Origin of the sequence: Microcystis aeruginosa NIES-2549, from assembly GCF_000981785.2 — a bacterium.
Lineage (GTDB): Bacteria > Cyanobacteriota > Cyanobacteriia > Cyanobacteriales > Microcystaceae > Microcystis > Microcystis aeruginosa_C.
The window spans coordinates 1,854,935-1,880,729 of record NZ_CP011304.1 but is presented as its reverse complement, the minus strand read 5'-3'; the positions used below and the strand labels follow the sequence as shown (position 1 = coordinate 1,880,729).

The following is a 25,795-nucleotide window of genomic DNA, read 5'->3' as shown; positions in this document are numbered from 1 at the left end:
GAAAAACCGACCAATTTGACATCCGCCGGGGCCGGACGGTGATGACCGGCAGATCAAACAAACTTAATTGAACGATCTTCGGATGGGTTGACGCTTCACGGGATAACCGAAGGGAACTTAAGCAATTTTGGGAAATATCCAAAATTAACTGTTTTGCGAACGCAAAGCGCTCGCTACGCGAGATCGATTGCGATACCAGCGAATATTACGCTAGAGTTTATTCTGGTTTGAGGAAAAAGGGAAATCCGATTCCCACTAACTATATGTGGATCGCAGCGACCGCTCTACAATATAATCTGGCTTTATTTAGCTATGACAAGCATTTTCGGGCGATAGATGGGTTGATAACGGGAAATAGCATTGCCGATTTTGCGATTATTCGATCTTAAGAGAATTGCTTCGGCTCGGTATCGCTGAAAGTGTAGCTTCAAAAGATACCAGGAATTCAAAATAAAGAATCGAACTTATCAAAAACTATTTAAGAGAGAGTCCTTAACTTTTGTTAAAAATAAGTGAGTGGACAGGCTCTAAAAAATTAAATTTTGAAAATTTAACTGCACTTTACTATAGTTGCACTTTACCCTAGAAGAAGGGTATCAAAAAGTCAAAAAATATAGATGAAGACGGTCAAAAAGGAGGAAATAAGCCAACGACCTCATTCCCAAAAAAAAGCATTTTAAGTAGGAATTGAAAGAGCATTGGACAGAATGAGGAGTTTGAAAGATTGAGAGGAAAAATACCATGACAACAACCGTTCAAGGCTTAAGCCAACTAAATTTTGCATCCCTATCACCAGCGGGGGGATTGTTCCCGTCGCCGATCGCCTGGGAAGACCAAGCGTTCTATTTCTTGATGCTCGATCGCTTCTCCAATGGTCGTGAAAACGGGTACAAGGACAACGAGGGGAATTTCGTGCAGAGTGGAACAACCTTACCCTACAGCCCCGCCGATGCGGGAAATGCCGTGAAAACCGAGGCGGATGCCGCTCGCTGGCGCGAGGCGGGGACAAAATATGTGGGGGGGACGCTCAAGGGGTTAGAGAGCAAAATCGGCTATTAGACCTCTCCATAATTTAATTAAATCACAATATATAGGATATAATAAAACAAATAGTAACTCAAAAAAGCCATGAAAAACTACACTTGGGAATACATTCAAAAATATCCGAAACAAACTAAAAGACTATTAGGAATTGACTACCAACAACTAGAACAACTGATGGCACTTGGAAAACTTATACATCGGAAAAACCAATCAGAAATCGAAAAAACCAAAATTAGGATTAATCAACCAGGAAGCGGAACACCTCCTAAATTATCAGAAGAGGAACAAATTGTTCTAATGTTGGTTTATTTAAGACATCATCTAAGCTTTCAAATCTTAGGACTAATATTTCAAGTGAGTGAATCAACGGCTCATAATATCTTTACCTATTGGCAAAAACTTTTTGAAGGAGAGTTACCGCCAAGTTTGTTAGAACAAATAAAGAAGTGCCAAGAAGAGGAAATAATAATTGAACAATTAAGGGATTATGAGTTGATTGTCGATAGCGCAGAACAGCCCGTGGAGAGGCCGACCGATTATCAAGAACAAAAAATATATTATTCGGGAAAGCAAAAAAGACATACTTTAAAAAGTCAATTTATTGTCTTGCCAAAAGCTGAAGATATTGTTGATGTAGTTATTGGTCAACCTGGTCCGACGAGCGACATAAAAATCTGTCGGCAAACTTTAAGCAAATTCGATTCTCAACAAACTTTTATTGGAGATAAAGCTTACCTAGGAGAAAATCAAATCAGAACTCCTGATAAAAAACCTAAGAATGGAGAATTAACCGAGAATCAAATTAAAGAAAATAAAGTTTTATCATCTCGGCGAATTTTTGTTGAGCATTTAATTCGAGTTGTCAAAGTATTTAAAGTAGTTCAAGAAAGATTTAGATTAAATAAAAGTCGATATAAATCGGTTTTACTGACCGTTTGTGGCTTAGTAAGGTTGAGAATTAGTGCGCTAATTTTAGAAGTAATAGAAGGGGAGCAATCAGGGGAAGTAATTGACGTTATAATTAGCCATAGTTTTCCGTCAAAATTGGATTTTGTCTCTTCAAACCCTGATTAATCGGTTTTGAGAGCTAATTTTGACTCTTGGTCTAATCTGCCTCTCTTCCTTGCTGTGACTGACTTATAAATTTTTGGAGAGGTCTATTTGAAACGATTGGGAGTGACGGCACTCTGGATTAGCCCTATTTTTAAACAGGTTCGGTTTCGGGAAACCTATCACGGCTACGGCATTCAGAATTTTTTAGAGGTGGAACCCCACTTTGGCAGCCGCGAGGACTTGCAGAAAGTGGTGCAAACTGCCCATGCCAACGGCATCTATGTGATTTTGGATATCATTTTGAATCACGCGGGCAACGTCTTTTCCTATTTGGGAGAACAGGATCATCCTTGGACTGGGGAGATGTACCCAGTTGAGGGCTTCAATGATAAAAACGGTAGTCCTACCATACCCTTTACCAAACCCGATCCGCAAAATCCCCCCGATTATGATGGGGCATTATTTCCGGTGGAATTGCAGGCTCCCGATACCTTTACCCGTAAGGGGTACATCAAAAATTGGGACTATGACCCCGAATTCCGGGAAGGAGATTTCTTTGACCTCAAGGACATCGATCACGGCTACGGTTCGGCCGATGATTACCTAGTATCCCCCGCCCTGCGCCACTTGTGTGAAGCCTATAAATACTGGATCGCCTACGCCGATATCGATGGCTTCCGCATTGATACCGTCAAGCACATGGACATGGGCGCGACTCGCTACTTTGTCTCGGTGATTCGCGAGTTTGCCCAAGGCATTGGCAAGGAAAATTTTTTCCTGCTGGGCGAGATTACCGGCGGACGCAAACGAGCCTACGAAACTCTGGAATTAACCGGACTCAGTGCCGCTTTAGGGATCGATGATATTCCCGATAAGCTGGAATATCTGGTCAAGGGATATCGCAATCCCAACGAATATTTCAGCCTGTTCCGTAACTCGGAGTTGGTCAATAAAAGTTCTCATATTTGGTTCCGCAATAAGATGGTGACTTCCTTTGACGACCACGATCAGGTACGCAAAGGCAATCAGAAAGCTCGTTTCTGTGCCGATGCCGATGCCTCGAAAGTCGTGCTGAATGTTTTAGCCTTAAATGCTTTAACTTTGGGCATTCCCTGCATCTATTACGGCAGCGAGCAATGTTTCGATGGGCGAGGAGGAAGCGATCGCTATATCCGGGAGTCGATGTTCGGCGGTGAATTTGGAGCGTTCCGAACTAGGGGGCTACATTTCTTCAATGAAGACCATCTGGTTTATCGGGAACTCGCCAAAATCCTAGAAATCCGCCGACAAAATATCCTGCTGCGGCGGGGTCGCCAATACCTGCGCCCGATTTCAGCACCCGATGACGGAGTCCGCTTCAACTTGCCAGAAATGGTGAATGGACAAATTCGATCGGTAGTACCCTGGTCCCGGATTTTCGATGGCAAAGAAATGCTACTGGCTATTAACACCGATTATGACCAGCCTAAAACTGCCTGGGTGACGATCGATAATGACCTGCACTGCGCGGGAGATGGGTTGACTTGCCTTTACTCGACGGACGCGACGCAGATTGGTCAGTCGGTGACAGTGGCAGCGCGGAATGGGAAGGCAGTATTGGTTACGGTTCCAGCGGCAGCATTTGTGATTTTTGAGTGAAGTGGGGGGAGCGCATCAACGCACCAAATGTATGTCTTAGGAGAGAAAAAATAACAACCTTTAGAATTTCTGGTCAAATTATCGATCTTCATAGTCGCCAAGGGCTATTTGCAGTTCAAGTCGAGGCGCGGGATAAGGACTTGATTTGCATCGACTTAGTTGGCAGTGCGGTTACTGATAGTGAGGGTGTTTTCAAAATAACATTTGACGAGTCTTATTTCCAGGAATTGTTCGGAGATCGTAGGGCAGAACTCTTCTTTAGATCTTTCCGGGAGACAAACTGATTAAAAATACAATCCCTATCGTAACTGAATTGAGCGACGGGAGCGAAACTCCCTTTGTCAGAAGATATCCGCGCTCATTCAAATCAGGAGTCAACCATGAGTGCCATCTTTGGAGAAACCTTAACCTTCCCCCAGGAAAACGGTCCTGAAGTCGAGCTAGTGGTCTTCGGTGACGAGTTCTATTCCCGTCGCGAAACCAAGGACGGTTATACCGTCATCTACGACGACAAACTGGGGCAATATGGCTACGCCATCTTGTGCGAGGGTGAATTTGCTTCCAGTGGCATTCCCATCTCAGCACCGCCATCGCCAGGACTACAGCCGCACCTTGAGGAAACCGAACCCATCCGACGCGAGAAATTTGCCCGGCGTTATACCCAACTGAGACCGTCTGATCCCGACTTGCCTTCTCAAACGTGATTCTCATACCGTTTTGGATTTTGGATTTTTGAATTTTCGAGAAAATTTAAACTCAACACAAGGAGTAAATTATGAGTGCCATATTTGGAGAAACCGTAATCTTCCAACAAGACAATGGACTGGACGTGGAACTGGTCGTCTTCGGGGATGAATTCTATGCCCGTTATGAAACCAAGGACGGTTACACCGCCGTTTACGATCCAGAACGCGGACTCTACTGCTATGCCGTCTTACTGAACGGGCGATTTGCCTCCAGCGGCGTTCCCATCTCCAAGCACCCGCCCTCAGACATCCGGCGGGGACTGAAAGAAGCGGAAACTATTCGCAACGAAAAGTTTGAAAGGCGCTATGCCGACCTGCGACCGCCACAACCTGGTGCGGCTGCTAACGTGGCCAGGACTCTCGGACCTAACAATGGGCTGCTGGAAGGGCGGCGCGTCAGTGAGGGACACATTCGCGGCTTAACGGTGCTGGTTGAATTTGCCGACCTCACCAGTGCAGTTACCGCCGCCGACGTGGAGGCGATGTTAAACGCCCCCAACTATCGAGAAAACGGCAACTTCTGCTCGGTGCGCGAATACTACCACCTGATGTCCAACGGCAAATTGGACTACTCCAATGTGGTGGTGGGGCCGATTAAACTGAGCCAGAACCAACGCTACTACGTCCAGAACCTCCTCTGTCGGGAAGCCCTCGATAAAGTGGTCAACCAACTGAGGATCAATCTGTCTCAATTTGACTCTTGCGGTGAAAGCATCGTCGATGCCCTTAGCTTCATGTATGCCGGGCGCACCGTTTATGAAGGCAACCTCTGGCCCCATAACTCAGAACTTAACCTGATCTACAACGGCATCAAAGTTCGTTACTACACGATCCAGAGCTTAGGCCGCGAGCGAGTTGACCTGAGCATCGGCACCTTCTGCCATGAAAGCGGCCATCTTCTCTGCCGCCTCCCAGACTTATACGACTACGGATCTCGGGATGGCGATTTTGAGAAGAGTGCCGGCATGGGGTATTACTGCCTGATGTCCGCTGGCAACCACCTCAACAACGGCCACACCCCTGCCCCCATCTGCGGCTACTTGCGAGATCTGGTCGGGTGGTGTGATCGCCAAGTCCGCTTGAACTCTCCCGGTGTCTATGAGTCCAAACAGGGGGACTACGGCACCCTGATGAAATATGAAACTGATCGCGCCAATGAATACTTCATCATTGAAAACCGCACTCAACGCGGCTTAGATGCCTACCTCCCCGATAGCGGACTAGCGGTCTACCACTGCGATACTCTGGGGTCGAACGAGTGGCAGGGGGGAACCCGCGAGCGCCACTACCAATGTGGTTTGCTTCAAGCAGACGGGCATCTGGATATCGAAAGCAATCGCAACCAAGGAGATAGCACCGATCTGTTTAAACGAGTGGATGGCGTGGCCTTGTCTTACGCCACAACCCCTTCGACTCGGGACTGGGATAGCTCTGATTCAGGGCTGGCTCTTGCCGATATCTCAGAACCCGGTGAGGTGATCCGCCTCAAGGTGGGTTCGCTAGTCCCCTCCAACGTGGTGACGGGAAAGGTCACTGCTGACCTGCTCATTCCCGATAACAAGCGCGAAGGAATTAGCTGTGCGATCGCCATCAGCCAAGCGGGTAAAGTCAAAAGCCTGTCTGTCAGCATAGACATCACCCACACCTACATTGGCGACCTGCAAGTGGAGTTGCAGTCCCCATCTGGCAAGAAAGTCCTGCTCCACGACCGTGCTGGTGGCTCTCGTCGAGATTGGCAACAGACCTACAGTTCAAGCTCAACGCCAGCCTTGTCGGTTTTGAACGGCGAATTGATTGCGGGAGATTGGCTCTTGAACGTGCGAGATTTGGCCTCCCGTGACATCGGCCGGCTCAATCGCTGGAACATCGAAATTGAGTACGAGTCAGCGGGGCAAGTTGCCCGAGGTGAAGTGAGTCCGAACCTGTCAATTCCCGACAATACTCCCACAGGAATCAGCAGCGCCATCGCAATTGCCCAGTCAGGAACCCTCAAGGATATCTCTGTAGGGGTAGTCATCCCCCACACTTACATTGGCGACTTACTGGTGGAAATTGTGGCTCCCTCTGGTCAGAGTGTCACCCTGCATAATATTTCAGGCGGCAGTAAAGACAATCTGAGGATGACCTACGACCGGACATCTACTCCTGCTCTAGAAGCCTTGATCGGCCAACCGATTCAAGGCAACTGGTCGCTGCGGGTCAAAGACCTGCAACGTCTGGATACGGGCAAGCTAGAGAAATGGTCGCTGCAATTGATGTATTGAGGATGTCTCCTTGAAACCTCGCGCTCGCTCCTTCGGAGGGCAAGATGCGAGCGCAATTCTGAAGCCCGATATGAAGACAATCGCTCCTTTATCTAAATCAGTTACAAGCGAATAAAATTTTCAGGTTCAACTTTTTTAACTCAGAAACTAGGTGAAATCATGAAAAGAAAAGCATTAGTCATTGGAGTAAACCAATACAAAGAGGGTATTCCTTGCCCACAACATTCTCTGAAAGATGCTGAGGATATCGCAGAATTACTGCGGACAATTGGTCAGTTTGATCAAGTTCAAATATTGCTCAATCAATTTGAACAACAAGATAAAGATCATAAAAATCCTTATGAACCTGATCAATTAAAATTTTTGATAGAGCAACTTTTTAATCCTCAAGATGGAGATACGGAAACGGCACTATTTTACTTCTCTGGTAATGGTGCTGAAATCTATGAAGCAGAAGGAAAAGAAACTCAAAAAGGTGAGCTGTTACTAACTGATTTCCCCAATCCTTTAAACGAATCTTCATCTGAACATACATCTGAACTCCGATCAAGAAGTATTTCGCTGAAATGGTTACACGATCAACTTGAAAAAAGTCCTGTTAAACAACAAATTGTTTGGCTAGACAGTGATTTCAGTAATTTATTTATTGATTTGTTTTCCCAAACAAGTAGTGAAGTAAAATATGATCGTTGCTTTATTGCTGCTAGTTATGATTATGCTGGAGAAAACTCCACTCATGGTGTTCTTACAGATGCTTTATTGTCGTGCTTGAATCCCGTTATTAAAATTTTAATCACCAACTATACCCTTGAAGATGCTCTAATAAACACATTCAACTGGCAAAAAAATCTCATAAAAAATATCGGAAATCGAATTCTATTGACAGGGAGAAACGTTCGCCCTCAAAAGCTATGGAATGATCTGGCAGAAGGAAAAGATCTCCTTAATCTTAAAAGTGAGGCTGACGCTTTAGCTGATATGTTGCTTTTACGGGATCTAGAACCGCCATTGGCTGTAGGAATCTTAGGGGGATGGGGAAGCGGAAAATCTTTTATCATGAATCTGATGCAGCAGAGAATGAACGAGATTCGTAGCGCATCTCTAACTAAAAAACAGACATGGGGTAAAGAGGAAGAAGCTTTTCCTTATGTAGGACATATTTATCAGATAAAGTTTGATGCCTGGACTTATGCAAAAGCAGATCTGTGGTACAGTTTGACGCAAACTATCTTTTATGAATTTAATCGTCAATATACGCTTGAACAGCAAATTGAACAATCGCTCAAAAAGGTAAATCGCTCACAGCTTGAAGGCGGTAAATTTTGGAAAGCACTTAATGCTATGAGTGAGTTTGATCGTACCGCCTCTCTCAGAGAATTGGCAAACTTTTCAGAACAAACCTACAATGAACTAGAAAAGAGCAAATCAGATCAAGAATTTTCTAGTTCCTTGTGGGAAAAAATTGGTGATATCCGTAAAAATGAGAAATCAGAATTACAGAATTTAAAGGAAAGACTAAGAAAAGAAAATCGAAAATTGCGCGGGCTAATTCTTCGGAAGATGCCAAGTTATTTTTTACAAAAAAATTGGTTGTCACTCGTGGCCTTTTTGGCGGGATTGTCTATTGTCGCTTTTCCTCTATTACCCGATCAACTAAGAGATCAATTGCCTAAGAAGCTCAGTGATGTCCTTTCTACATATACGACCTTAATACAAACAGGAGGATTTATTACAGCATTAGGGACAGGAATCAGTTTATTACAGAAAACTCAAGAAGAACAGGAAAAGATTCTTACTGGTTTGAAGCAGATTGCAGGAGAAGCAAAGGAAAAATTTGAAGTAGGAAAGGATGTTTGGGTTACTCTTCAGCAAGAAATTCTACAATCAGATCGGGACATTGAACAGCAGGTCAACAAAATCAAGCGGCATGAACTCCAAATTGAACAATTACAACAACAAATTGGTCTTGTTAGTAATTATCCGACTCTAAATACCTTTCTTGAAGATATTTCTAAGAATGAGTTATACGAAAAAAAACTAGGATACCTTCACCAGTTGCAGCGCAATCTCGCCGAGCTTACTAATTGTCTGCATTATAATCCAAAAATGAAAGATAATGATGAACAATTTAGCAAGCTAGAAAAAACTTTTCCAAGAGGTCCAGCACGTATTGTTCTCTTTATTGACGATCTGGATCGTTGCCCACCTGACCGAGTAGTTGAAGTTTTAGAAGCAGTTCAGCTTCTGGTTAAAACTCCTCTATTTATTGCAGTAGTTGCAATTGACGAACGCTATGTCACTCGTGCTTTAGAGAAATACTATGCCGGAGTGCTATTCCATCAAGGGCGACCTTCTGGTACAGATTACTTGGAAAAAATTATTCAAATTCCCTACCGAATACGACCTGTTGCTCACTCAGCTTTAGCCAATTACTTGCATCAGCAAATGGAAGTAGAAGAAAGCGATGAGGAAACGAGTAATGTGGCAGTTTCTACAGAAAATATTTCAACCATATCCGTTGATAATTCCCAATCTAATAAAACAGACTTTACTGAAAACAAAGTTGGTGGTAAATTATTAGATTCTGATCGGGATAAGTCAGTTACTATCCTGACTCCAGAGAAAATAAAATTTAAGTCTGAAGAGTTTAAGATATTGCTAGAATGTTGCCGACACACCGATCTGCCGCCCAGAATGATTAAACGGTTGGTCAACATTTATAAGATTTTCAAAATCATTGAGTTTCTCTCAAACAAAGTGTGGCTAAAAAGTAATGAACAAACAAAAGCTATTTTGTCCGTTCTTTCTCTATCAGCGTACTATCCTGATTTAATACGGGAAGTATTTGATGACTTAGACATTCAGTTCGAGGAATTAGAAAGTCAGCTTGAGGGATTAAAACAGGAAGAAAAGCAGCAACAAATGCAAAAATTAAAACTACTAGATTCTTTGTTAAAAACTCTTGAGTCTTTACTGAATACTTCAGAAGAGAAAGATGCTCCCCACTTACAAAGGGAATATAGAAGACTACACCATGACGCGACAATTCTACTGAGTGGAATAACCCTAGCTCAATTCGATCTAGAAACCTTTAATTTGGTTCGTTCATTCTGCTTTTTTGGTGATGTTGGCTACAGTCCGGAGGATTCCCAAAGAACAGTTCGTTCTCATCAAGGGTAGATATCAGGCGTTCACTTGACACCGATGAGAACATAAATTTCGCCGTCGGCACGGCGGGTCGAGGCTTAACCATATACCAACTCTCGCTTTCAGAGCTTTTTTTTAATTCTAATCTCCCCATACTGATAAAAGAGCGTTATCGCTTTAAACACCATATCGTGGTGAACAGTTATCTCACCCTCGATCCAACGATTCGAGTCCATCAAGGTCGGCAATTAATCGGTCACTACCCCGTAATACTTCTCTAGCATGGTCAGCATTTCCTCTTCTAACGCACTCAGGTAAGGTCGCTGTAATTTCCCCAAGATTCCTAAGAAAGCAAGGGCGGCATCTTCCAAGTCCTCGCGTTCCCTCAGTCTCGACAATCGATCTCGCGTAGCGAGCGCTTTGCGTTCGCACAACCGCCGCACCGTCTGACAGTCCCCTTCGGTGTAGCCCAACTCCTTGAGGTACTCGATTTTAACCAGATCGATCGCCCCATCGTGAAGTCGCAGGTCGCAGGAGCGCGGGTGAACGGCAGTAACGATCGCCCAACAGTTGTTTTTCCCTTTCAGGCGCGGGTTATCTTTGGCAAGGATACCGACCACTTCCCCCACCTCGAAAACATTCGCTTTCCCTTTGTCCCGGTATTTACCCACCGTCTCGCGAACGATTCGGTGGTCGGGTGTTCTGCCCCCAGCTTCCGCTACGGACTCATTCCAGACGGTGGGTTGTTGTTGCGGGGCAAGGACGGCCAGGGGGCGCACCTGATACTCGCTCGATGCTAGGAGCGGGCAGTTAGCGGCACTTGTTCCCGTAATCGCTGGATGGTATCGTGAGCTTAAGCGGGCTTTACGCCGCCTCACCTCTCGCTCCACGGCTTCCACTACTAGCTCGTTAAACGATTCTTTCCCGGACTTGAGCCGCTTGGCCTGCCGCATCAACTCAGACGGGAATCGGATCGTCACCGCTTCCTTTTCCATAACCATTTCCAATAACCACCGTTTAGTTACATTTTACGCGAATTTTGCCAGCCCTATAGGATAGATATGGCTACCAGCGCTTTGCTCCAAGCTCAGACCAACCCCGCTAACAGGTCGGAGATTTCCCCCTGCACGTTTTTGCGGTTGTCATCGTAGATCATTAAAGTATTGAGATCGGCGTGACGGCTCAATTTCTGCACCCGCCGCACGTCACCGCCCGTCGCATCGAGAGCGGCGGTTATTCCCGAATGACGCACCCGGTGGGGCGACATTTTCTTGTTCACCCCGGCCGCAGCGGCGATTTTCGCCACCAATTTATGGATCGCCGAGCCGGTCAGTCGATGACCGCGACTACAGCGATCGAGGGCGATAAAAAGAGGTTGACGGATATCGAGTTCCCGCCGCTCCCGTAACCAATCCACAAGCGCATCGAGGGTCGGACGCGACAGACTGACGGTTTCTTTCTGTTGACCCCGACCCTTACCGAAGATGGCCAACGTTCGACCCTCAGTATCGAGATCCTTAATATCCGCACTCTCGATCTCCCCCCGCCGGAGGGCGTTATCCCAGAGCAATCGCAGGATGGCGTAGTCCCGTTTCCCCTTGAGAGTTGAGCGGTCGGGAACGGCCAACAGGTCGCGGTACACTTCCTTGCTTACCCCGGTGGTGTCCCGGTAACGCACCACCTTGTCCCCCGATAGCTCGGACAGATTGAAATCGCATTGCCCCAGTTGATTGGCCAATCTCACCAGGGACTTGATCGCCGATAAGCGCCGGTTTCTCGTTGCCTCCGCTAGTCCCCGCTCGTCCCGCAAGTGAGCCTTATAGCGCAGTACCAAAGAGAGCGCAGCGAACCGATCGAGGGAGAGGAATTCTTGCGTTACCCCCGGGGTCGGTTCCTCGCAACCGAAGGCGAAGACAAAGAAATCCTTTAAATCCCCCGCATAAGCGTGTCGCGTCCGGGGCGAACGCTTGGCCGCAAGCAGTTGGGCTAATACGTCCGGGTTGTCGAGGGGGGCGATATCCTCGCGTTTGGTTAGATCGGTGGCTGACACGAATTTAGGGTTGCGATAATGATGATTTAAGACAGAAAGCAGTGAGTGCCGTAGAGCGAGGGGAGAAAAAAAGCCATGTCTGTCGCACCCTCAATATTAGTCGTAATACATTAGACATCTGGCTGAAACGGAAGAAACAAACTGGGACGGTGGCCGCTAAAACTAACTATCGTCGAGGGCCGAAGCCCCAAATTGACGATTTAGAAGCCTTTCAAAAGTTTGCCGAACAATATGGGCATTTGACCCAAGAAAAAATGGCGCAAAAATGGGCTAACCCAGTCAGTAGGATGAGAATTGGTCAAGCCCTCAAAAGAATTGGATTTACTAGAAAAAAAAACTTATGGCTACAGAGAAAGAGATGAAGAAGCCCGAAAAGAGTTTCTCCAAAAAATCAGAGGTTATGCCCCGGAAAGATTTGTCTATATTGATGAAGCTGGAATAGATAACACCATCGATTACCCTTATGGATATTGTCACAAATCAGAAAGATTTGAGGCTTTAAAGTTAGGTCACTGTAGCGAACGAGTTAGTGTGATCAGCGGTTGGTGGCGTGGTTCCACTATCGCGCCAATGGTGTTTGAGGGGTACTGTAATACGGAGTTGGTGTGTGAGTGGATAGAACAATTGCTATTACCCGAACTACTACCCGGTCAAATTATCATCATTGATAACGCCAGTTTTCATCCCAAAGAGAGAATCAAAAAATTGTTAGCTAAAGCGGGATGTGAAGTGCTATTTTTACCCGCCTATTCTCCAGATCTCAACAAAATTGAAAAGTTCTGGGCTAGATTGAAAAACTATGTTAGTCAGATTATCAATGATAGTGAAAACCTTGTGGATGCTGTGAGTAAAGCCTTCAGGCATCTGTCCTAACTAACTCGTTCTATGCCATAGTAAAGAACGGGAAGGTTTACTAGGGAATACAGATGTATCCTTAACCAGTACAAACTTATCCCCTAGTAAAGAACGGGAAGATTTACTAGGGGATACAGATGTATTCTTAACAAGTACAAACTTATCCCCTAGTAAAGAGGAAACCGAGAATAAACGTCCGCGCCGTCGTAGGGGGGAGGGTTCAGGGTATTTCATCACCACTTATTCTCATCAGGCCAAGTACGGGCGCAAATATCTCCAGACTTTCTATCAAGTCGAATTCGGTAAACGCAAGCGATCGATCTACCTTGCACCTGAAAAGGTGGATCAGATTCGACAACTCGATCGCATGGGCAGACCAATCGACGGGATACTGGAAGCGATCGATTCCCCCAAAGCGCGGGAGGTTCTAGCGGAGTACAGGGAATTTCTTAAGAACAAATGAGTAAGGAGTTAAGGCATTGGCAATTAAAGCTATCAGTTTGTGGCAACCGTGGGCATCTCTGGTCGCAAACGGTCTCAAACTTTACGAGACGAGGGGATGGCCGACAAAATACCGAGGGGTGTTGGCCATCCACGCCGCCAAACGTCCCCTTTGCAAGCAAGGAAAAAGCTTGATCTCCCATCTCAACCGAGCGTTCAATCTGTCCATCGATGGCGATAAATTACCGTTAGGTGCGATCGTAGCACTCACCGATCTGACCGATTGTTTAGAGATGGTATCCGAGGCGAATGCCACCGACGTGCCAAATTCGATTATCGAAAATTTGGGTTAAAACCCCGTCGTTTTACGACGGCTTTTCCTGATCTTTGATATAAGACTTAAGAACTTCCAGTGGCGCACCTCCTACAGAAGAGACGAAATAACTGGGCGACCAAAGAGCGTCTTTCCCGTACGGTTTAGGATAACCAGCTTGTCCATGCCTGCGACTAGAGACTCCCTTTAAAGAATTGACCATCACGGAAATATAGCGTTTCCTGTTCGCACGAGGTACATTATCGATATTGAAAAGCTTAATCAGCAAAGGTTTAAGTGTGCCACACAGATGTGAGAACCGCTATAGTCATACTAAATCCTGTTTAAAAGGTATAGGAGAGTGGGGAGAAGGGATCGGGTTTTTCAAGTTGGATTGGCAGTTAATCATACTATTAAAAACCGATTCAGTATAAAGACCCCGTTATGCCGTGTCCCTACAGATAGACTTCAATGGCTCTAGCATTCGACGCGTCACGGAATGAATATTCGCCTTGCGCCTTGATAATCTTCAATATTAACTACAAGGCGTTGCTGAATTAAGCTATGAATCAGTAAGGAATAGGCACTTCTTGAAACTTCAGATAATGAATTAATAAACGAATAGAGTATCCTAACATTTCTGTAGACTTAGAATAGCAGAGTGTTTTGCGATGCAATCGGGCTAGATAATGTCTTAAACGTGTGTTCTCACCCTCTACTCTGGTCATATAAGTCTTACTAATTATATGGTCGCCCTCTGCTATAAAACATGGATAAACTGACCATCCATCACTCACATAAAAATAGCATCCCCAAGACTTAACTAATTCCCATAATGGGCGAAACGTTTCGCTACTATGGTCTCCGATTACCCAACCTAAAATTCCTTTTTTAAAGTGGTCAACGGCTGTCCACACCCAGATTTTGTTTTTTTTGAGCCAACAAAGGTTTCCAATTCATCCAGTTCCCCTACTTCAGGAATTGTTTCTGGGTCATAGGCGACTGGCAATAATTCTCCCACAGATTTTACCCAATTAATTACGGTCGTATGATGAACTCCCTTTAGCCTTTCTATTCCTCTAAATCCCATCCCATTAACATAGGCAGTTAGGCATTCTCGCTTCGTTTTTTCGTCATAGCCTTTCTGTTTTTCATAGTTATTAATAAATTGACGGCCACAGGTTACACAAATATGATTTTGTTTACCTTGTTTATTGATGCCATTTTTACGGATATGGGTAGATTTACATTCAGGGCATTGCATTTTGATTTCCTCCATTCATATCTCTATTATGCAACGCCTAACTACAATATCAACCAAACGGTTAACGCAACGATCGCGATAATCTGGCTCGGCAAGTAGTCGCTCAATATTACCGATTGTCACGACGGGTAATGATGTGGGGGTATTTTCCTCCCGCATCACTTGCTCCAGGGAATCTTTGCCTTTCATGCTTCGGTTAGCGGTGATCAGGATCATCTGATTGGCTTGGGCATACCGCCAAACAACGCGATCATCGCTCGTGACAGCTAACCCAACTTCTTCAAACAGAATAAAACGAATCGAGATCAAGTCAAGCCAACCACTCGCAGCAAGGACTCCGGCGAGGACAAGAGAATGCCCTCGTAAGTTATGATCAACTAGAAAATTCCTGCCCGTGATGCCAACTTGGCTTTTTCCGCTTGAAGTTTTGCTCGAATGGCTTCTGTGCCTGGTTTTGGCGGCTTAGCAGCAATACGGGCAACTCGCTCACGATTTTGTTCTTCGTAATACTGTCGCAGTTCTTCGGCTTCCTTGAGGACAAGCTGATACTCTGCCTCAACCTCCGCACGGTATGTCTCAATATAAGATAGCGCAGCATTTAGCTGCTCATCATTAAGAGCCAGCATGGCACGGATAAACTTTGGTGGATAGTGTTCCGTTATGTAATCCATCACATCGTAGAGGGTGATACGAGTACCTGCGATCGTTAATCCTCGCTCTGTACGAATGATAGCAGTTTTTCCATTAGATGCTGGAGCCATAGCCAAAGCCTCCTAAGATCTGCGTTCACTAACTCGTATTTTATCAAAAATATAAAGTTGCCGCAGAAAGCGGTAGTCCCTGATCAAGTAACAGCTTCATAGCGATTAGGAAGTTCAATGATGCGATCATCCAAGTAAGAAGAGGCAAAAATTAGGGCTTGTCGAATATCTTCATCCTCCAGTTCGGGAAACTCTTGATGTAATTCTGCTCGATCGGGATAAGTTGCCAGTAGCTCAATCACTCGACGAACCGTAAGGCGAAGATTACGAATGCAGGGTTGCCCATTCATACGGTTTGGATGGCTCGTAATACGATCTAGTTTCATTAGAGTAATTCTATATTCTTCATCGGAAATTTTGGGTCTGAAACCCCGCCGTTCTAGGTTGGCTTTACGTTAGAATTAAAAGGCCAGTCTCGAAAACCAAGTGGACGGCGCAGCACCTTGAAAACTCGGCTTAGGGGGTTCCGACCAGAAAAGCTTGGCCGGGTAAAAAGTCGCGCGCAACAAGTACAAGAAGCTATAGGCGGTCAACGTACCGTGGGACACACGGAATCGGGCTTCTGAAATGGGGCGAAAGTCTGTGGACTCTGTGTAAGACAGTACATGGTTTTTTAACTGTGGTATGCGACGGTGGTGGAAGCAGAAACTTAAATCGTGAGGTTTAGGAATCGCCGCACTTTTAGGGCGGCGAGGATGTCAACAGATAAACCGTCACCTATACTATCTTTATATCACGCCCAAAAGCGTGTTAGCCAGATTAGCCTACTGCAAACCTAAGTACAGGACAAAAAGCTTGAAAAGTAGGCAGAAGTAAGGTTTTATGAGAAGGTACCAACGTCTAACGGTCTAGTTAGGCTTCGACTCCTGAAACTTCAAAATTTTGTCGTATAGACTTGCTACTGATTCTTGACCGAAAAGTTCTTCCTTAAGTTTTAGGTAGTCTCCACTTCCTGAATTACAAGCCGCCCAGAATCGAGTAACCTTCGATGGCTCCATGTTCATAAACAGAACACATAACCCTTCCTGTAAAACTTGTTGCTCATTCTTAACTTTGATCATCACCGTTTACCTCCAATACAAAATCAACTGGATTCACTACCTTCAGCATTAATCTCGCACACCGATTAATCAGTCGCTTGTCACAAGTGATGAAATAGTCACTCCTGAGGGCTTCAGCACAAGCAACGTGTAATGCGTCAACTGCCTTCAGTCCATTATGTCCCAATTCTTCAGCTCTCTGTCGGATGGCTTCATCCACCATTTGTCTTGCTTCTGCCATCTGAAGATAGCGATTCATAGCTTCTTGCTTAAGAGGGTAAGGATTGCGACTGTTTTCGTATTCCAGTACAGAAGAACTGACTAAATCGACCATTCTTGTCTCAACCATTTGTAAAATTATCACAACGGCTTGCGATTCAAGAAAAATTTTGGGCTGGGTTTGGTCGTCGAATGGGCGATTGTAGGCACTGGTGTCTAAATATACTTTTGTCATGCAGTTGCATTGGGCAAATCCAGCCTATTGTATCTCGCTGATTACCAAATCTGGATGCTGATTGTCTAACCGACTATCTTCATTAACGCCTCCACAGATGACTTGAGAAAGCTGACGGCTTGTGCCTCATTGCATGACAATAGTGCCCAATAGCGTTCGCCTTACTTCCGAGTGCAAGCGCTTTTTAGACTAATAGTCCAGCCAATGTACTGAATTACAAGCGCACTCTAAAATCGCCACTGTTGCTGAGGTTGACCATTACAGTCCCAAACTTGAACTCTGCCACCATTGTTACGCATATCTGGGGCATGAATATCCAAACATTTACCACCTGCATTTACAAGTGCATTGCCACTAAAACTCCACTGTTGCTGAGGTTGACCATTACAGTCCCAAACTTGAACTCTGCTACCATTGTTACGCATATCTGGGGCGTGAATGTCCAAACATTTACCACCTGCATTTACAAGTGCATTGCCTGAAGTCAGAGAAGTGATTGTAGGATTTCTCAAACGATCCAATTCTGCAACAGCACTTCGTGTTAGGCCAACAATGTTAACATTTACTGTAAGATGTCTAGACAGAGAAATTGCACAATTCTCATTTTGGGAAGCGCTTCCAATCCAACTTTCAAGTTGCCTAACAGATTCTGAACTACCGTTAGTATTCACTATATTTTCAACTCTTTCAATAGCTTCTACACACCTAGAAGGCTTTCTACATTCTTTTGCGCCCATGTGTAGACCAGAAAAGCAAACCCCTCTTGCCAAACCTGATGCCGAAACGGCTTTGACTAAGGCTACAACTGCAGCGACTGTTCCTAATGTCACAGGCTCAGAATTGGCTGGACGCAAAGCAGGGAAAAAGTGTACTTGTAAAGCTACAAAAATAGAAATGAAGAGTATGCTGATACTCCGAAATCGCAAAGCCTTGGAAAACCTCATCCTGCACTGCTCCAAAATTCTGAGATTGATTGATGAAGAAATTATTTCGGTCTAACCACATATTGTACGGAAACTTTCTGCATAACACTCTCCATAGTAACGATATGGGTCAACTTTCTGTATAACACTCTATTTAGGCGCAATCGACAGAAGTTTTCCCTATATCACCCCCAAAAGCCTGTTAGCCAGACTAGCATATTGCCAAAAACCTTGTTTAACTAAATTTCTGACAATTAGGCTTATTCTAGCGATGATTCCTATGTCTGACCGCACCCCTTGACAAAAACTTACAATTATTCGACCTTTAGCGATCGCTATCGGTGGATAGTTGTTTTTTGTTACAGCAGTGTGGAGCAGCCTAACTGATGGCTATATTTCCAGATTATCGCCCGCAGGAAACCAATCTTCATCGAGAATTTGTTCAAGGGAACCAAGGGGAATAGCGGGGAAAGTATCGAGGGGTAATTGAGAGCGGTCACTGGCATTTTTTCGGGCTGAAAGATAACATTCATCAAAAATTTCCAAAAGATAAGGTTTCAGACTAGGACTATCTTTAAGTTCATCTAATATATCGAGACGAAAAGTTCTAATCTCTCCCTTGCAGTGACCTTCGTTTCTCTCTCTTTCTGCCGCCCAATATTTGAGTTTAAGTAAATGTTCTAATAATCGGGTTAACAGACTTTTGATTGTGCGCTTTTCACTCCTTCCCATACTTGCTAATTCCTCTAGTAAATTCTCTAAATCTACCCGCTCAAACTGTCTGGCTTGCAGTTGATTAATAGTAGTTCTAATCCAGAGATAAAAATCTTGTTCGTACAGAGTTTTATTATCCATAATTTACCTCTATATATTACTCGTGGTTATTAGTGGGAAACCAATCTTCATCGAGAATTTGTTCAAGGGAACCAATGGGAATAGGGGGGAAAGTATCGAGGGGTAATTGAGTTCTAACTTGAGCCTCTTTTCTAGCAAATTGATAGCATTCCTCAAAAATTTCCAGAATATAGGGTTTTAAACTAGGGCTATCTTTAATTTCTTCGATTATTTGTCGGCGAAAGTTGATAATTTCCCCTTTCCAGTGACCCTCATTTCTAGATTTTTCTCCTGTCCAGTAGGTTAGTTTCAGCAAATGTACCAGCAATTGAATCAAAAGATTTTCGATTTTGCGCTTTTCACTCCTTCCCATACTTGCTAACTCCTCTAGTAAATTCTCTAAATCTACCCGCTCAAACTGTCTCGCTTGCAGTTGATTAATAGTAGTTCTAATCCAGAGATAAAAGTCTTGTTCGTACAGAGTTTTATTGTCCATAGATACTTAGTTAAACTGAATAAAACGAGGATAATCATCAAAATTAACTATACAAACTAGCCACATATTCACCGTAGCCATTATAGGGCAGAGTTTCGATAATTTCCCAAGATAAATCACTTCTACTGCCGATAAATTTCTCCGTTGCTTGCGACCAACGGGGATGGGGTTTACTGGGGTTAACATTAGCCTCAAAATCGTATTCGTGAGCGTCAATTGTGTTCCAGTAGGTGGCGGGTTGTTTGGCGGTAAATTCAATTTTTACTATCGATTTTGCTCCTTTAAAACCGTATTTCCAAGGAATAACCATTCGCAAGGGTGCGCCGTGTTGTTTGGGTAAATCATGCCCGAAAATTCCCACGGCAAAGAAAGCTAATTCATTGGCCATTTCTTCAATTCTTAAACCTTCTGCATAGGGCCAGGGTAAGGCTCCTAAATGTAATCCTGGCCCTTTGGTAATTTCGGGATCATAAAAGGAGGTAAAACGGACGAATTTAGCTTCTGGTTTTGGTTCCACCGCTGCGATTAAAGCACTCATGGGAAAACCCAGCCAAGGTAACACCATTGACCAAGCTTCCACACAACGAAAACGATAGATTCTTTCTTCGAGAGGGAAGGTTTTTTTAATAGTATCTATATCGTAGGTCTGGGGATTTTTTACCAATCCTCCCACTTCTACCGTCCAGGGATTCGTCGGTAATTTCTGCGCTTTTAACCAGATATTTTTGCCACCCCCGAACTCATAAAAATTGTTATATCTCCCCGCTACAGTTTCGGCAACTATGGGGCGATTTACCGTTAAAAAATTCGGATTCTTGCTGAACCCTGCAATTTTAGGTAATTGCAAACTTTTTTCTAAAGCTTCCGAGGAAGAGGATTTACCACAAGCAGTTAATAATAGGGAACTACCCGCAATTCCTGCCCCGATTAACCCCTGTAAAAAGCGACGACGGTTAAAATAAACACTTTCGGAAGTAACTTCATTTTCGGAAATTTGCCAAGATTTAGCTAAACGAATTAAGACCATAATTATCCCCAATTTTATTTACAAAAAAGCAGAGTTATGATATGGGATACCACAACTCTGATTGTACAATATTTTGTCAGTTTTTTTAAGAAATTTCGGCGAGCATGGGGGCAGTCACCAGAGGTTCCCGTCGTCCTTTTAAGACCATGGGAACTCCTCGCGAGGGAGCAAGGGTTAAACCGCGACGGCTGGGTTTTTCGGGGGTATTATTAACTAGAGTTAACTGATAATTAGCCAAAATTGTGGCGATAGCGATTTTCATCTCGTAGATGGCTAAAACTTCCCCGATACAACGACGCGCTCCACCACCAAAAGGCATATATTCGTAGGGGGTGAATTGTTTTTCTAAAAAGCGTTCTGGTTTAAAAGTATGGGAATCGGGGAAAGTTTGCTCGCGGTGGTGGGCCAGATAAATACAACCCATAAGAATTGTCCCTTTTTCTAAAGGATAACCATCTAGTTCTACCGGTTCTTGCACTACTCGCGGGAAAGTTAACATTCCCACGGGATGAATGCGTAAAGTTTCCGAACAAACTGCCGAAAGATAGGGTAATCGAGTTATGTCAATGGGGTTAGGATTATCTCCTAAAGTGGCTATTTCTTGCAGAATTTTTGCTTGAATTTCTGGATAGCGATGAGTCCAGTAGAGCGCCCAAGACATAGCGGTGGCGGTGGTTTCATGACCTGCGAATAATAAGGTCATTAATTCATCGCGCAATTCCTTATCGCTCATCGGGTTGCCTTCTTCATCCCAGGCTGACATCAGTAGTGATAAAATATCGGTGCGATTGGGGTTAGGATTAGCTTTTCTTTCGGCAATTTCTGTATAGATAATATCATCAATTTTTTCTTGGAAACGCTGGTATTTTCCCCAGGGACTCCAAGCACCAAAATCAGCCCGCAAAATTGGAAAAAATAACAAAGAAGCCATCACCGGAGAGTTAAAAATATCGAGCATTTCAGCCAGAATTTTTTTCAGGGTTTGATAACGTTCCCCTTGACTAATTCCAAAAACTGCCTCCATAATTACTTGTAAAGCAATCGCTGTGGTCGCTGAACGGGCTTTAAAAGGTTGATTTTGGGGCAATTCTGCCATTACTCTCAGGGTAATATCGCGGATTAAATCGCCGTAGAAACGCATTCTTTCCCCGTGAAAAGGTGGCAATAAAAGCTGACGACGTTTTTTGTGGATATCTCCGTCTAACATGACGACGGAATAATCACCAATAATCGGGGCAATAATCCGATTAGCTTCCCCCGGTGCCGAAAATTGTTTCCGGTCATTAGTTAAAACCTGTTGTAGAGCCGCAGGACTACTGACAAAGATAAAATTATCTACAGTTAAACCCACTTTTGTGCTAAAAATATCGCCATGCTTGCGGGCGGCATTTTCCATAAAACCCACGGGATTAATGATCCATTGTGCCATTTGCACGAAGGTGGGGGCTTTGACCTTGGGGAGGATTTTCATAGATTAATTGCTATATCCAATGCTAATTATTTCTAATTGTGACATTTTTTCCCCAGAGACGGCAAGAGGTCTTATCAAGTAAACAGCAAAAATTACCGGGCTGTTGCTTGTCCTATCTTCTCCCAGAGAGGGGGATTTTCTGGGAATTTTCAGGATTGACTTTCTGGTCTAAACAATCATAATCGCGGTAGAATAGCCACCAGTTCTATTTAATTCGCTTTTATAGTTCAATCTCTCTTTTTTCATTCCTTATAGGGACTTTTTATGATTATTTCTAAGTTTTTGCCCTTGGGAAAAACTGTGATTATCAGGCATTTACTGTTATTAACTACATTCAGCCTTGTTTTTTTCCTGACTACTCCCCCCGCTTTTGCCCTCGAATCCAGTGCCTCCACCGCTTTTAATCCTCAAACTATTCTTTTCCATGCCTTAACTTGGGTGGATAGTTTGGGGGCTGTGGGAGCGATCGCGTTTATAATTATCTATATTCTAGCTACTGTGGCCTTTTTTCCAGGTTCAATCCTAACTTTAGGGGCTGGTGTGGTTTTTGGCTTGGTTTTAGGCTCTTTTTACGTCTTTATCGGGGCAACTATCGGCGCTACTGCCGCTTTTCTGGTGGGACGTTATCTGGCTAGGGGTTGGGTGGCGGAAAAAATTCAAGGTAATAGTAAATTTCAAGCTATCGATGAAGCTGTGGGGAAAGAAGGCTTAAAAATAGTGCTTTTAACCCGTTTATCTCCCATATTTCCCTTTACTCTGCTCAATTATGCCTATGGTGTCACCGGGGTTTCCCTGAAAGATTATCTACTAGGTTGCGCGGGCATGATTCCGGGGACGATAATGTATGTCTATATTGGCTCTTTAGCGGGCAATCTTGCCACTATCGGAACCTCGGCAGCCACTAACCCAGTTTTATCATGGACTATTCGTCTTATCGGTTTTATCGCTACCGTTGCCGTCACCCTCTACGTCACAAAAATTGCCCGTCAGGCCCTAGCATCAGTTATCAGTGAGTAAACCCCTACCAGTTAGAGAACTGGAGTTTTTTGACAAGAGCAGATAGATTAAATCTAGAGACCCAGAACGAAAAAGAGACCTAAAATGCTGAAAATTGACCCGCCGTTAGGTGGGAAAGACAGAAGAGCAAAGGGCAAAAAGACTAGAGGGCAAAGGGTTAATCACAGAAAGACACACGCAACCCGAATGATAAAGGTGGTGCGTTACGGCGGATTGTTAATTTGAGTTTTTTGACCGAATTGATTGCCGCAAACACGCACCCTACGAGATCTAGAATATCTCAAAAAAAATCGACCCGCCGCTAGGCGGGAAAAAGAAAAAAGTAAAAAAGGGTAAAAAAGGGTAAAAAGGGTAAAAAGAAAATAAGGGTTACAGAGTCCTCCCAGCACCGCACACCACCCGAAAACCGTTGAAGTAGGGGTAGTCGTAGAGGACGCGGCGGATGAAGTAGTAGCGGTAAGCAGAACGGCAGCTATAAGGATCGATGTACCAAGAACCGCCCCGCAATGGAGAACGATTATCATTACCATTTTTTAGCCAAGCACTGCCATCCTTTGGCGCTCCGATATAGTTATCGTGCCAATCGTCTTCGCACCACTCCCAAACATTGCCACTCATATCATACAGTCCCCAAGCATTGGCCCTTTTCTGGCCCACAGGATGAGTTTTAGCCTGAGAATTTCCTTTATACCAAGCGTAATCTCCTAACTGATTGGCATCATCACCGAAATAATAGCGAGTAGTTGTCCCCGCACGACAGGCATATTCCCATTCCGCTTCTGTGGGGAGACGATAGGTTTTCCCTGTTATCTGACTCAATTTCCGACAAAAGGCTTGAGCGTCATTCCAACTAACCTTTTCTACCGGATTTTGGGGATTATTTTGAAACCGAGAGGGATTGGTTCCCATTACCGCTTGATATTGTGCCTGAGTCACTGGATATTTCCCAATAGCAAAACTGTTTACTTTAACTTGGTGTTGAGGCTTTTCATTATCGCGAGCATTGGGATCACTGTCAGGAGAACCCATGAGAAACTCACCTGCTGGTAAGCTCACCATCTCTAGTGTGACTCGATTGGGTAGTTTTTCGGTAAATGGAGGAGCTAAAGGACGAGGTGAAGGAGGAGATGGAGAACTTGAAGGACGAGGTGAAGGAGAAGGAGTAGGATTCTGACGAAACAACTGAGCGAAAATATTACTAGCGACTGTCCCTACTGTAACTAAACCCAAATTTATTAAAACTTTACGACGCGACCATCTTGGAGGAGGTATGCGTGGGGGAGGTGGTGGCACTACTTTAGGTGACGGTGTAGGTGTCACAGTAGCGATACTGTTCCCCGGAAAAATATCAAGATTTAAATCACTAAATCGCTCACACCAATAACACTTTCCGTAACGGCGACTGTAGTAATGATTATCAACTTTGCCACAGGGTATAACCTCTTGTCGTGCAGCTTCCAAAGTATCGCACCATTCCTTAGCCGTCGGTCGTCTGTGGGGGAATTTATGTCCCTCATTAAAACAGCGCAAAAATAAGGCGTGTAAGTCGGGATGTAAAATATTTAATGGTATGGTAGTATTACTAGGTACAAGCAATTTATCACCAGAAAAAGGCCATAGTCCCCGTCGAATTAGTTCCGACTGTTCCAGGGAATCCCCTCCTCCTTGCCACAATCCCCGAAACGGCGGCCCGCTAAATAATAGATAATAAATAACAACTCCTAATCGAAAGCGATCATGCACTTCTGTTTGATTTACATCTGCTATATTCACTCCGATTAATTCCGCCGGTGTAAATCCTTCTGAGCCAACTAAACACCGATATATTTTACCGCTATCCGGATCTGATACTTGAAATGAATCTGTATCAATAATTGTAGGCAACGCCCGATTATTCACTAAGATATTTTCTAGCTTGATGTCTCCCAAAACATAACCTTTAAGGTGAATTGCTTCGATAATAGCGGCTATATTCCGCGCTACTACATGAAGAATATACCAATTAGTTTCTAACTTGTATTTTCTTCTCATTATGGGCGTACAAAGCTTTAATAATGTTTCTGAACCCACCACTTCTGGCATTAAAAAACCAACGACTTTTCCCTGGTTATCTTCCAAGATAGAATAGGGCCAAGCGAAGGAAATATGGTTAAGATGAACGTTAGGATCACTGGGACGATTTCTCACCATTAACTGTAATTTATCAACCCTTTCATTATGGGGATTGTGGTAGATTTTCGCTAAGTACCCATTAAAGTTAGTGTGCCATACTTTCGCCTCGCCACTGTCGGCCAGTTCTTGCGTCAGTGTAATCCAGCGATTCTGTAGTTGACAGCGATAAGTTAAAGACATCAAAAAATCTCCGAGTATTTGTGCTGTTCAGAAAATTTTATCTAGTCGTTTCTAATAAGTTAGATATAAGTAGCTGGTTATAATTAAATTAAAAATGGATTTTGCCTTTAATCCCCCCTTGATCCCCCCTTGATAAGGTAGGGTTGATTCATGAATCAACCCTACCCTTGATAACGGGGGTGTCTGATAATTTTTAACGCCTACCTACTTAGTATCAATCAAATACTGGTTTGGCTGTGTCATCTTGAACGCGATCAAAGTCTGAATCGTTGCCAACGTTGGGAATCTGGCGTAGCACCTCTGCTAGGGATTTTCGTTGCGGTTGCAGCAAGGCTTTTTCTAAGATTTGGCGGTGTTCGGCTTCGGCACTGATCCCGTGTTGGCTGGCTCGCTTTTTGAGAGCTTTGACGATGGCTTCATCGATATTGCGGACGATTAAATCTGCCATAGGTTGTATAGTTAATTGCTGCTTTGATGTCGAAAAAGATACTGTTTCTTGGGTAAGGAATTCATCACCTAATGGCGGAATATCAGAATAATCGATATTCTCATCCGTCATCGCATCAATTCTCTTCAAGTAGCTTTTGATAGATTTTTTGCTCACG

The 25,795-nt window shown here is 44.2% G+C and carries 27 protein-coding genes and 1 pseudogene; 13 read left to right on the top strand and 15 right to left on the bottom strand.

Annotated features, from left to right (window positions below):
- The first annotated feature begins 227 nt into the window (after nt 1–227).
- The 7 genes from myaer_RS22330 to myaer_RS09075 all read left to right on the top strand — a co-directional run bounded on the left by myaer_RS22330 (nt 228) and on the right by myaer_RS09075 (nt 9,925).
- Nucleotides 228–389: a hypothetical protein gene (locus myaer_RS22330; RefSeq protein WP_327348126.1), complete on the top strand. Its 162-nt coding sequence runs from the start codon at nt 228–230 to the stop codon at nt 387–389.
- A 352-nt stretch (nt 390–741) separates the two neighbouring features.
- Nucleotides 742–1,059 carry a hypothetical protein gene (locus tag myaer_RS09105; protein ID WP_046661861.1) on the top strand — a complete coding sequence of 106 codons (318 nt, stop codon included), beginning with the start codon at nt 742–744 and terminating at the stop codon, nt 1,057–1,059.
- A 69-nt stretch (nt 1,060–1,128) separates the two neighbouring features.
- Nucleotides 1,129–2,118 (top strand): transposase family protein, encoded by a 990-nt coding sequence (locus tag myaer_RS09100; protein ID WP_046660511.1) that lies wholly within the window; start codon nt 1,129–1,131, stop codon nt 2,116–2,118.
- A gap of 87 nt (nt 2,119–2,205) precedes the next feature.
- Nucleotides 2,206–3,735 (top strand): alpha-amylase family glycosyl hydrolase, encoded by a 1,530-nt coding sequence (locus tag myaer_RS09095; RefSeq protein ID WP_235614829.1) that lies wholly within the window; start codon nt 2,206–2,208, stop codon nt 3,733–3,735.
- A 380-nt stretch (nt 3,736–4,115) separates the two neighbouring features.
- Nucleotides 4,116–4,439: a hypothetical protein gene (locus tag myaer_RS09085; protein ID WP_046661859.1), complete on the top strand. Its 324-nt coding sequence runs from the start codon at nt 4,116–4,118 to the stop codon at nt 4,437–4,439.
- A 71-nt stretch (nt 4,440–4,510) separates the two neighbouring features.
- Nucleotides 4,511–6,745, top strand: coding sequence for a M6 family metalloprotease domain-containing protein (locus tag myaer_RS09080; RefSeq protein ID WP_046661858.1), 2,235 nt, complete (start codon nt 4,511–4,513; stop codon nt 6,743–6,745).
- A gap of 159 nt (nt 6,746–6,904) precedes the next feature.
- Nucleotides 6,905–9,925 carry a P-loop NTPase fold protein gene (locus myaer_RS09075; protein ID WP_046661857.1) on the top strand — a complete coding sequence of 1,007 codons (3,021 nt, stop codon included), beginning with the start codon at nt 6,905–6,907 and terminating at the stop codon, nt 9,923–9,925.
- A 215-nt stretch (nt 9,926–10,140) separates the two neighbouring features.
- On the opposite strand, the gene myaer_RS09070 is transcribed toward myaer_RS09075, so the two are convergent.
- The gene (locus myaer_RS09070; RefSeq protein ID WP_235614828.1) at nt 10,141–10,893 is read right to left on the bottom strand and encodes a YlcI/YnfO family protein; all 753 of its coding nucleotides are present in this window, start codon (nt 10,891–10,893) and stop codon (nt 10,141–10,143) included.
- 86 nt (nt 10,894–10,979) lie between these two features.
- Nucleotides 10,980–11,570 (bottom strand): tyrosine-type recombinase/integrase, encoded by a 591-nt coding sequence (locus tag myaer_RS21960; protein ID WP_235614827.1) that lies wholly within the window; start codon nt 11,568–11,570, stop codon nt 10,980–10,982.
- A 413-nt stretch (nt 11,571–11,983) separates the two neighbouring features.
- Between myaer_RS21960 and myaer_RS21620 the strand changes: the two genes are divergently transcribed.
- The 4 genes from myaer_RS21620 (at nt 11,984) to myaer_RS09055 (ending at nt 13,591) form a co-directional block, all read left to right on the top strand.
- Complete coding sequence (locus myaer_RS21620; protein ID WP_046661855.1) at nt 11,984–12,304, top strand: IS630 transposase-related protein; 321 nt, start codon at nt 11,984–11,986, stop codon at nt 12,302–12,304.
- Complete coding sequence (locus myaer_RS09060) at nt 12,258–12,815, top strand: IS630 family transposase (RefSeq protein WP_008204666.1); 558 nt, start codon at nt 12,258–12,260, stop codon at nt 12,813–12,815. The genes myaer_RS21620 and myaer_RS09060 overlap by 47 nt, the downstream gene beginning before the upstream one ends.
- A 322-nt stretch (nt 12,816–13,137) precedes the next feature.
- The gene (locus tag myaer_RS22325; RefSeq protein ID WP_268807323.1) at nt 13,138–13,260 is read left to right on the top strand and encodes a hypothetical protein; all 123 of its coding nucleotides are present in this window, start codon (nt 13,138–13,140) and stop codon (nt 13,258–13,260) included.
- Nucleotides 13,261–13,378: 118 nt separating this feature from the next.
- Nucleotides 13,379–13,591, top strand: a complete 213-nt coding sequence (locus myaer_RS09055) for a hypothetical protein (RefSeq protein ID WP_052734172.1) — start codon at nt 13,379–13,381, stop codon at nt 13,589–13,591.
- Nucleotides 13,592–13,603: 12 nt separating this feature from the next.
- Here the strand turns inward: myaer_RS09055 and myaer_RS09050 are convergent.
- The 7 genes and pseudogenes from myaer_RS09050 to myaer_RS09015 all read right to left on the bottom strand — a co-directional run.
- Nucleotides 13,604–13,792 (bottom strand): annotated as a pseudogene (locus myaer_RS09050) (transposase); the annotation flags it as partial.
- Between the two features lie 328 nt (nt 13,793–14,120).
- Nucleotides 14,121–14,815, bottom strand: a protein-coding gene (locus myaer_RS09045; RefSeq protein WP_103672714.1) for an IS1 family transposase whose coding sequence is annotated in 2 segments (ribosomal slippage) — nt 14,121–14,473 and nt 14,473–14,815 — 696 coding nt in all. Because the reading frame shifts where the segments join, the coding sequence is not laid out codon by codon here.
- A gap of 15 nt (nt 14,816–14,830) precedes the next feature.
- On the bottom strand, nt 14,831–15,214 hold the full coding sequence (locus myaer_RS09040) for a hypothetical protein (protein ID WP_046661854.1): 384 nt from the start codon (nt 15,212–15,214) through the stop codon (nt 14,831–14,833).
- On the bottom strand, nt 15,193–15,576 hold the full coding sequence (locus tag myaer_RS09035; RefSeq protein ID WP_046663670.1) for a DUF433 domain-containing protein: 384 nt from the start codon (nt 15,574–15,576) through the stop codon (nt 15,193–15,195). Before myaer_RS09035 ends, myaer_RS09040 begins: the two co-directional genes overlap by 22 nt.
- Nucleotides 15,577–15,659: 83 nt before the next feature.
- A complete protein-coding gene (locus myaer_RS09030; protein WP_046661853.1) occupies nt 15,660–15,902 on the bottom strand; it encodes a DUF433 domain-containing protein in 243 nt (80 codons plus the stop codon).
- Between the two features lie 721 nt (nt 15,903–16,623).
- Nucleotides 16,624–17,070 (bottom strand): PIN domain-containing protein, encoded by a 447-nt coding sequence (locus myaer_RS09020; protein WP_046661851.1) that lies wholly within the window; start codon nt 17,068–17,070, stop codon nt 16,624–16,626.
- Between the two features lie 227 nt (nt 17,071–17,297).
- Entirely contained in the window at nt 17,298–17,807 is a 510-nt protein-coding gene (locus myaer_RS09015; protein WP_052734171.1) for a ricin-type beta-trefoil lectin domain protein, read from the bottom strand.
- Between myaer_RS09015 and myaer_RS21315 the strand changes: the two genes are divergently transcribed.
- Nucleotides 17,806–18,069 carry a hypothetical protein gene (locus tag myaer_RS21315; protein WP_046661850.1) on the top strand — a complete coding sequence of 88 codons (264 nt, stop codon included), beginning with the start codon at nt 17,806–17,808 and terminating at the stop codon, nt 18,067–18,069. The two genes, myaer_RS09015 and myaer_RS21315, sit on opposite strands and share 2 nt — an antisense overlap.
- Nucleotides 18,070–18,383: 314 nt before the next feature.
- On the opposite strand, the gene myaer_RS09010 is transcribed toward myaer_RS21315, so the two are convergent.
- The 4 genes from myaer_RS09010 to myaer_RS08995 form a co-directional block, all read right to left on the bottom strand.
- Entirely contained in the window at nt 18,384–18,848 is a 465-nt protein-coding gene (locus myaer_RS09010; protein ID WP_008201831.1) for a DUF29 domain-containing protein, read from the bottom strand.
- 16 nt (nt 18,849–18,864) lie between these two features.
- A complete protein-coding gene (locus myaer_RS09005; RefSeq protein WP_012265437.1) occupies nt 18,865–19,323 on the bottom strand; it encodes a DUF29 domain-containing protein in 459 nt (152 codons plus the stop codon).
- Nucleotides 19,324–19,366: 43 nt separating this feature from the next.
- Entirely contained in the window at nt 19,367–20,350 is a 984-nt protein-coding gene (gene msrP, locus myaer_RS09000; RefSeq protein ID WP_046661849.1) for a protein-methionine-sulfoxide reductase catalytic subunit MsrP, read from the bottom strand.
- Nucleotides 20,351–20,435: 85 nt separating this feature from the next.
- Complete coding sequence (locus myaer_RS08995) at nt 20,436–21,821, bottom strand: cytochrome P450 (RefSeq protein ID WP_046661848.1); 1,386 nt, start codon at nt 21,819–21,821, stop codon at nt 20,436–20,438.
- 264 nt (nt 21,822–22,085) lie between these two features.
- Here myaer_RS08995 and myaer_RS08990 point away from each other — a divergent pair, with 264 nt between their 5' ends.
- Nucleotides 22,086–22,838, top strand: a complete 753-nt coding sequence (locus myaer_RS08990; RefSeq protein ID WP_046661847.1) for a TVP38/TMEM64 family protein — start codon at nt 22,086–22,088, stop codon at nt 22,836–22,838.
- A gap of 369 nt (nt 22,839–23,207) precedes the next feature.
- Here the strand turns inward: myaer_RS08990 and myaer_RS08985 are convergent, their stop codons facing one another.
- Together myaer_RS08985 and myaer_RS08980 are read right to left on the bottom strand one after the other, a co-directional pair.
- Nucleotides 23,208–25,190, bottom strand: a complete 1,983-nt coding sequence (locus tag myaer_RS08985) for an SUMF1/EgtB/PvdO family nonheme iron enzyme (protein ID WP_046661846.1) — start codon at nt 25,188–25,190, stop codon at nt 23,208–23,210.
- A 214-nt stretch (nt 25,191–25,404) separates the two neighbouring features.
- Nucleotides 25,405–25,749, bottom strand: a complete 345-nt coding sequence (locus myaer_RS08980; protein WP_002757103.1) for a FitA-like ribbon-helix-helix domain-containing protein — start codon at nt 25,747–25,749, stop codon at nt 25,405–25,407.
- Between the last annotated feature and the right edge of the window lie 46 nt (nt 25,750–25,795).

Excerpts from the sequence above, each read along its gene's own strand:
- myaer_RS09105 (WP_046661861.1), top strand. The coding sequence starts at position 742 with ATGACAACAACCGTTCAAGGCTTAAGCCAACTAAATTTTGCATCCCTA.
- myaer_RS09100 (WP_046660511.1), top strand. The coding sequence starts at position 1,129 with ATGAAAAACTACACTTGGGAATACATTCAAAAATATCCGAAACAAACT.
- myaer_RS09085 (WP_046661859.1), top strand. The coding sequence starts at position 4,116 with ATGAGTGCCATCTTTGGAGAAACCTTAACCTTCCCCCAGGAAAACGGT.
- myaer_RS09080 (WP_046661858.1), top strand. The coding sequence starts at position 4,511 with ATGAGTGCCATATTTGGAGAAACCGTAATCTTCCAACAAGACAATGGA.
- myaer_RS09075 (WP_046661857.1), top strand. The coding sequence starts at position 6,905 with ATGAAAAGAAAAGCATTAGTCATTGGAGTAAACCAATACAAAGAGGGT.
- myaer_RS09070 (WP_235614828.1), bottom strand. The coding sequence starts at position 10,893 with ATGGTTATGGAAAAGGAAGCGGTGACGATCCGATTCCCGTCTGAGTTG.
- myaer_RS09035 (WP_046663670.1), bottom strand. The coding sequence starts at position 15,576 with ATGGCTCCAGCATCTAATGGAAAAACTGCTATCATTCGTACAGAGCGA.
- myaer_RS09030 (WP_046661853.1), bottom strand. The coding sequence starts at position 15,902 with ATGAAACTAGATCGTATTACGAGCCATCCAAACCGTATGAATGGGCAA.
- myaer_RS09020 (WP_046661851.1), bottom strand. The coding sequence starts at position 17,070 with ATGACAAAAGTATATTTAGACACCAGTGCCTACAATCGCCCATTCGAC.
- myaer_RS21315 (WP_046661850.1), top strand. The coding sequence starts at position 17,806 with ATGTGTAGACCAGAAAAGCAAACCCCTCTTGCCAAACCTGATGCCGAA.
- myaer_RS09015 (WP_052734171.1), bottom strand. The coding sequence starts at position 17,807 with ATGGGCGCAAAAGAATGTAGAAAGCCTTCTAGGTGTGTAGAAGCTATT.
- myaer_RS09010 (WP_008201831.1), bottom strand. The coding sequence starts at position 18,848 with ATGGATAATAAAACTCTGTACGAACAAGATTTTTATCTCTGGATTAGA.
- myaer_RS09005 (WP_012265437.1), bottom strand. The coding sequence starts at position 19,323 with ATGGACAATAAAACTCTGTACGAACAAGACTTTTATCTCTGGATTAGA.
- msrP (WP_046661849.1), bottom strand. The coding sequence starts at position 20,350 with ATGGTCTTAATTCGTTTAGCTAAATCTTGGCAAATTTCCGAAAATGAA.
- myaer_RS08995 (WP_046661848.1), bottom strand. The coding sequence starts at position 21,821 with ATGAAAATCCTCCCCAAGGTCAAAGCCCCCACCTTCGTGCAAATGGCA.
- myaer_RS08990 (WP_046661847.1), top strand. The coding sequence starts at position 22,086 with ATGATTATTTCTAAGTTTTTGCCCTTGGGAAAAACTGTGATTATCAGG.
- myaer_RS08985 (WP_046661846.1), bottom strand. The coding sequence starts at position 25,190 with ATGTCTTTAACTTATCGCTGTCAACTACAGAATCGCTGGATTACACTG.
- myaer_RS08980 (WP_002757103.1), bottom strand. The coding sequence starts at position 25,749 with ATGACGGATGAGAATATCGATTATTCTGATATTCCGCCATTAGGTGAT.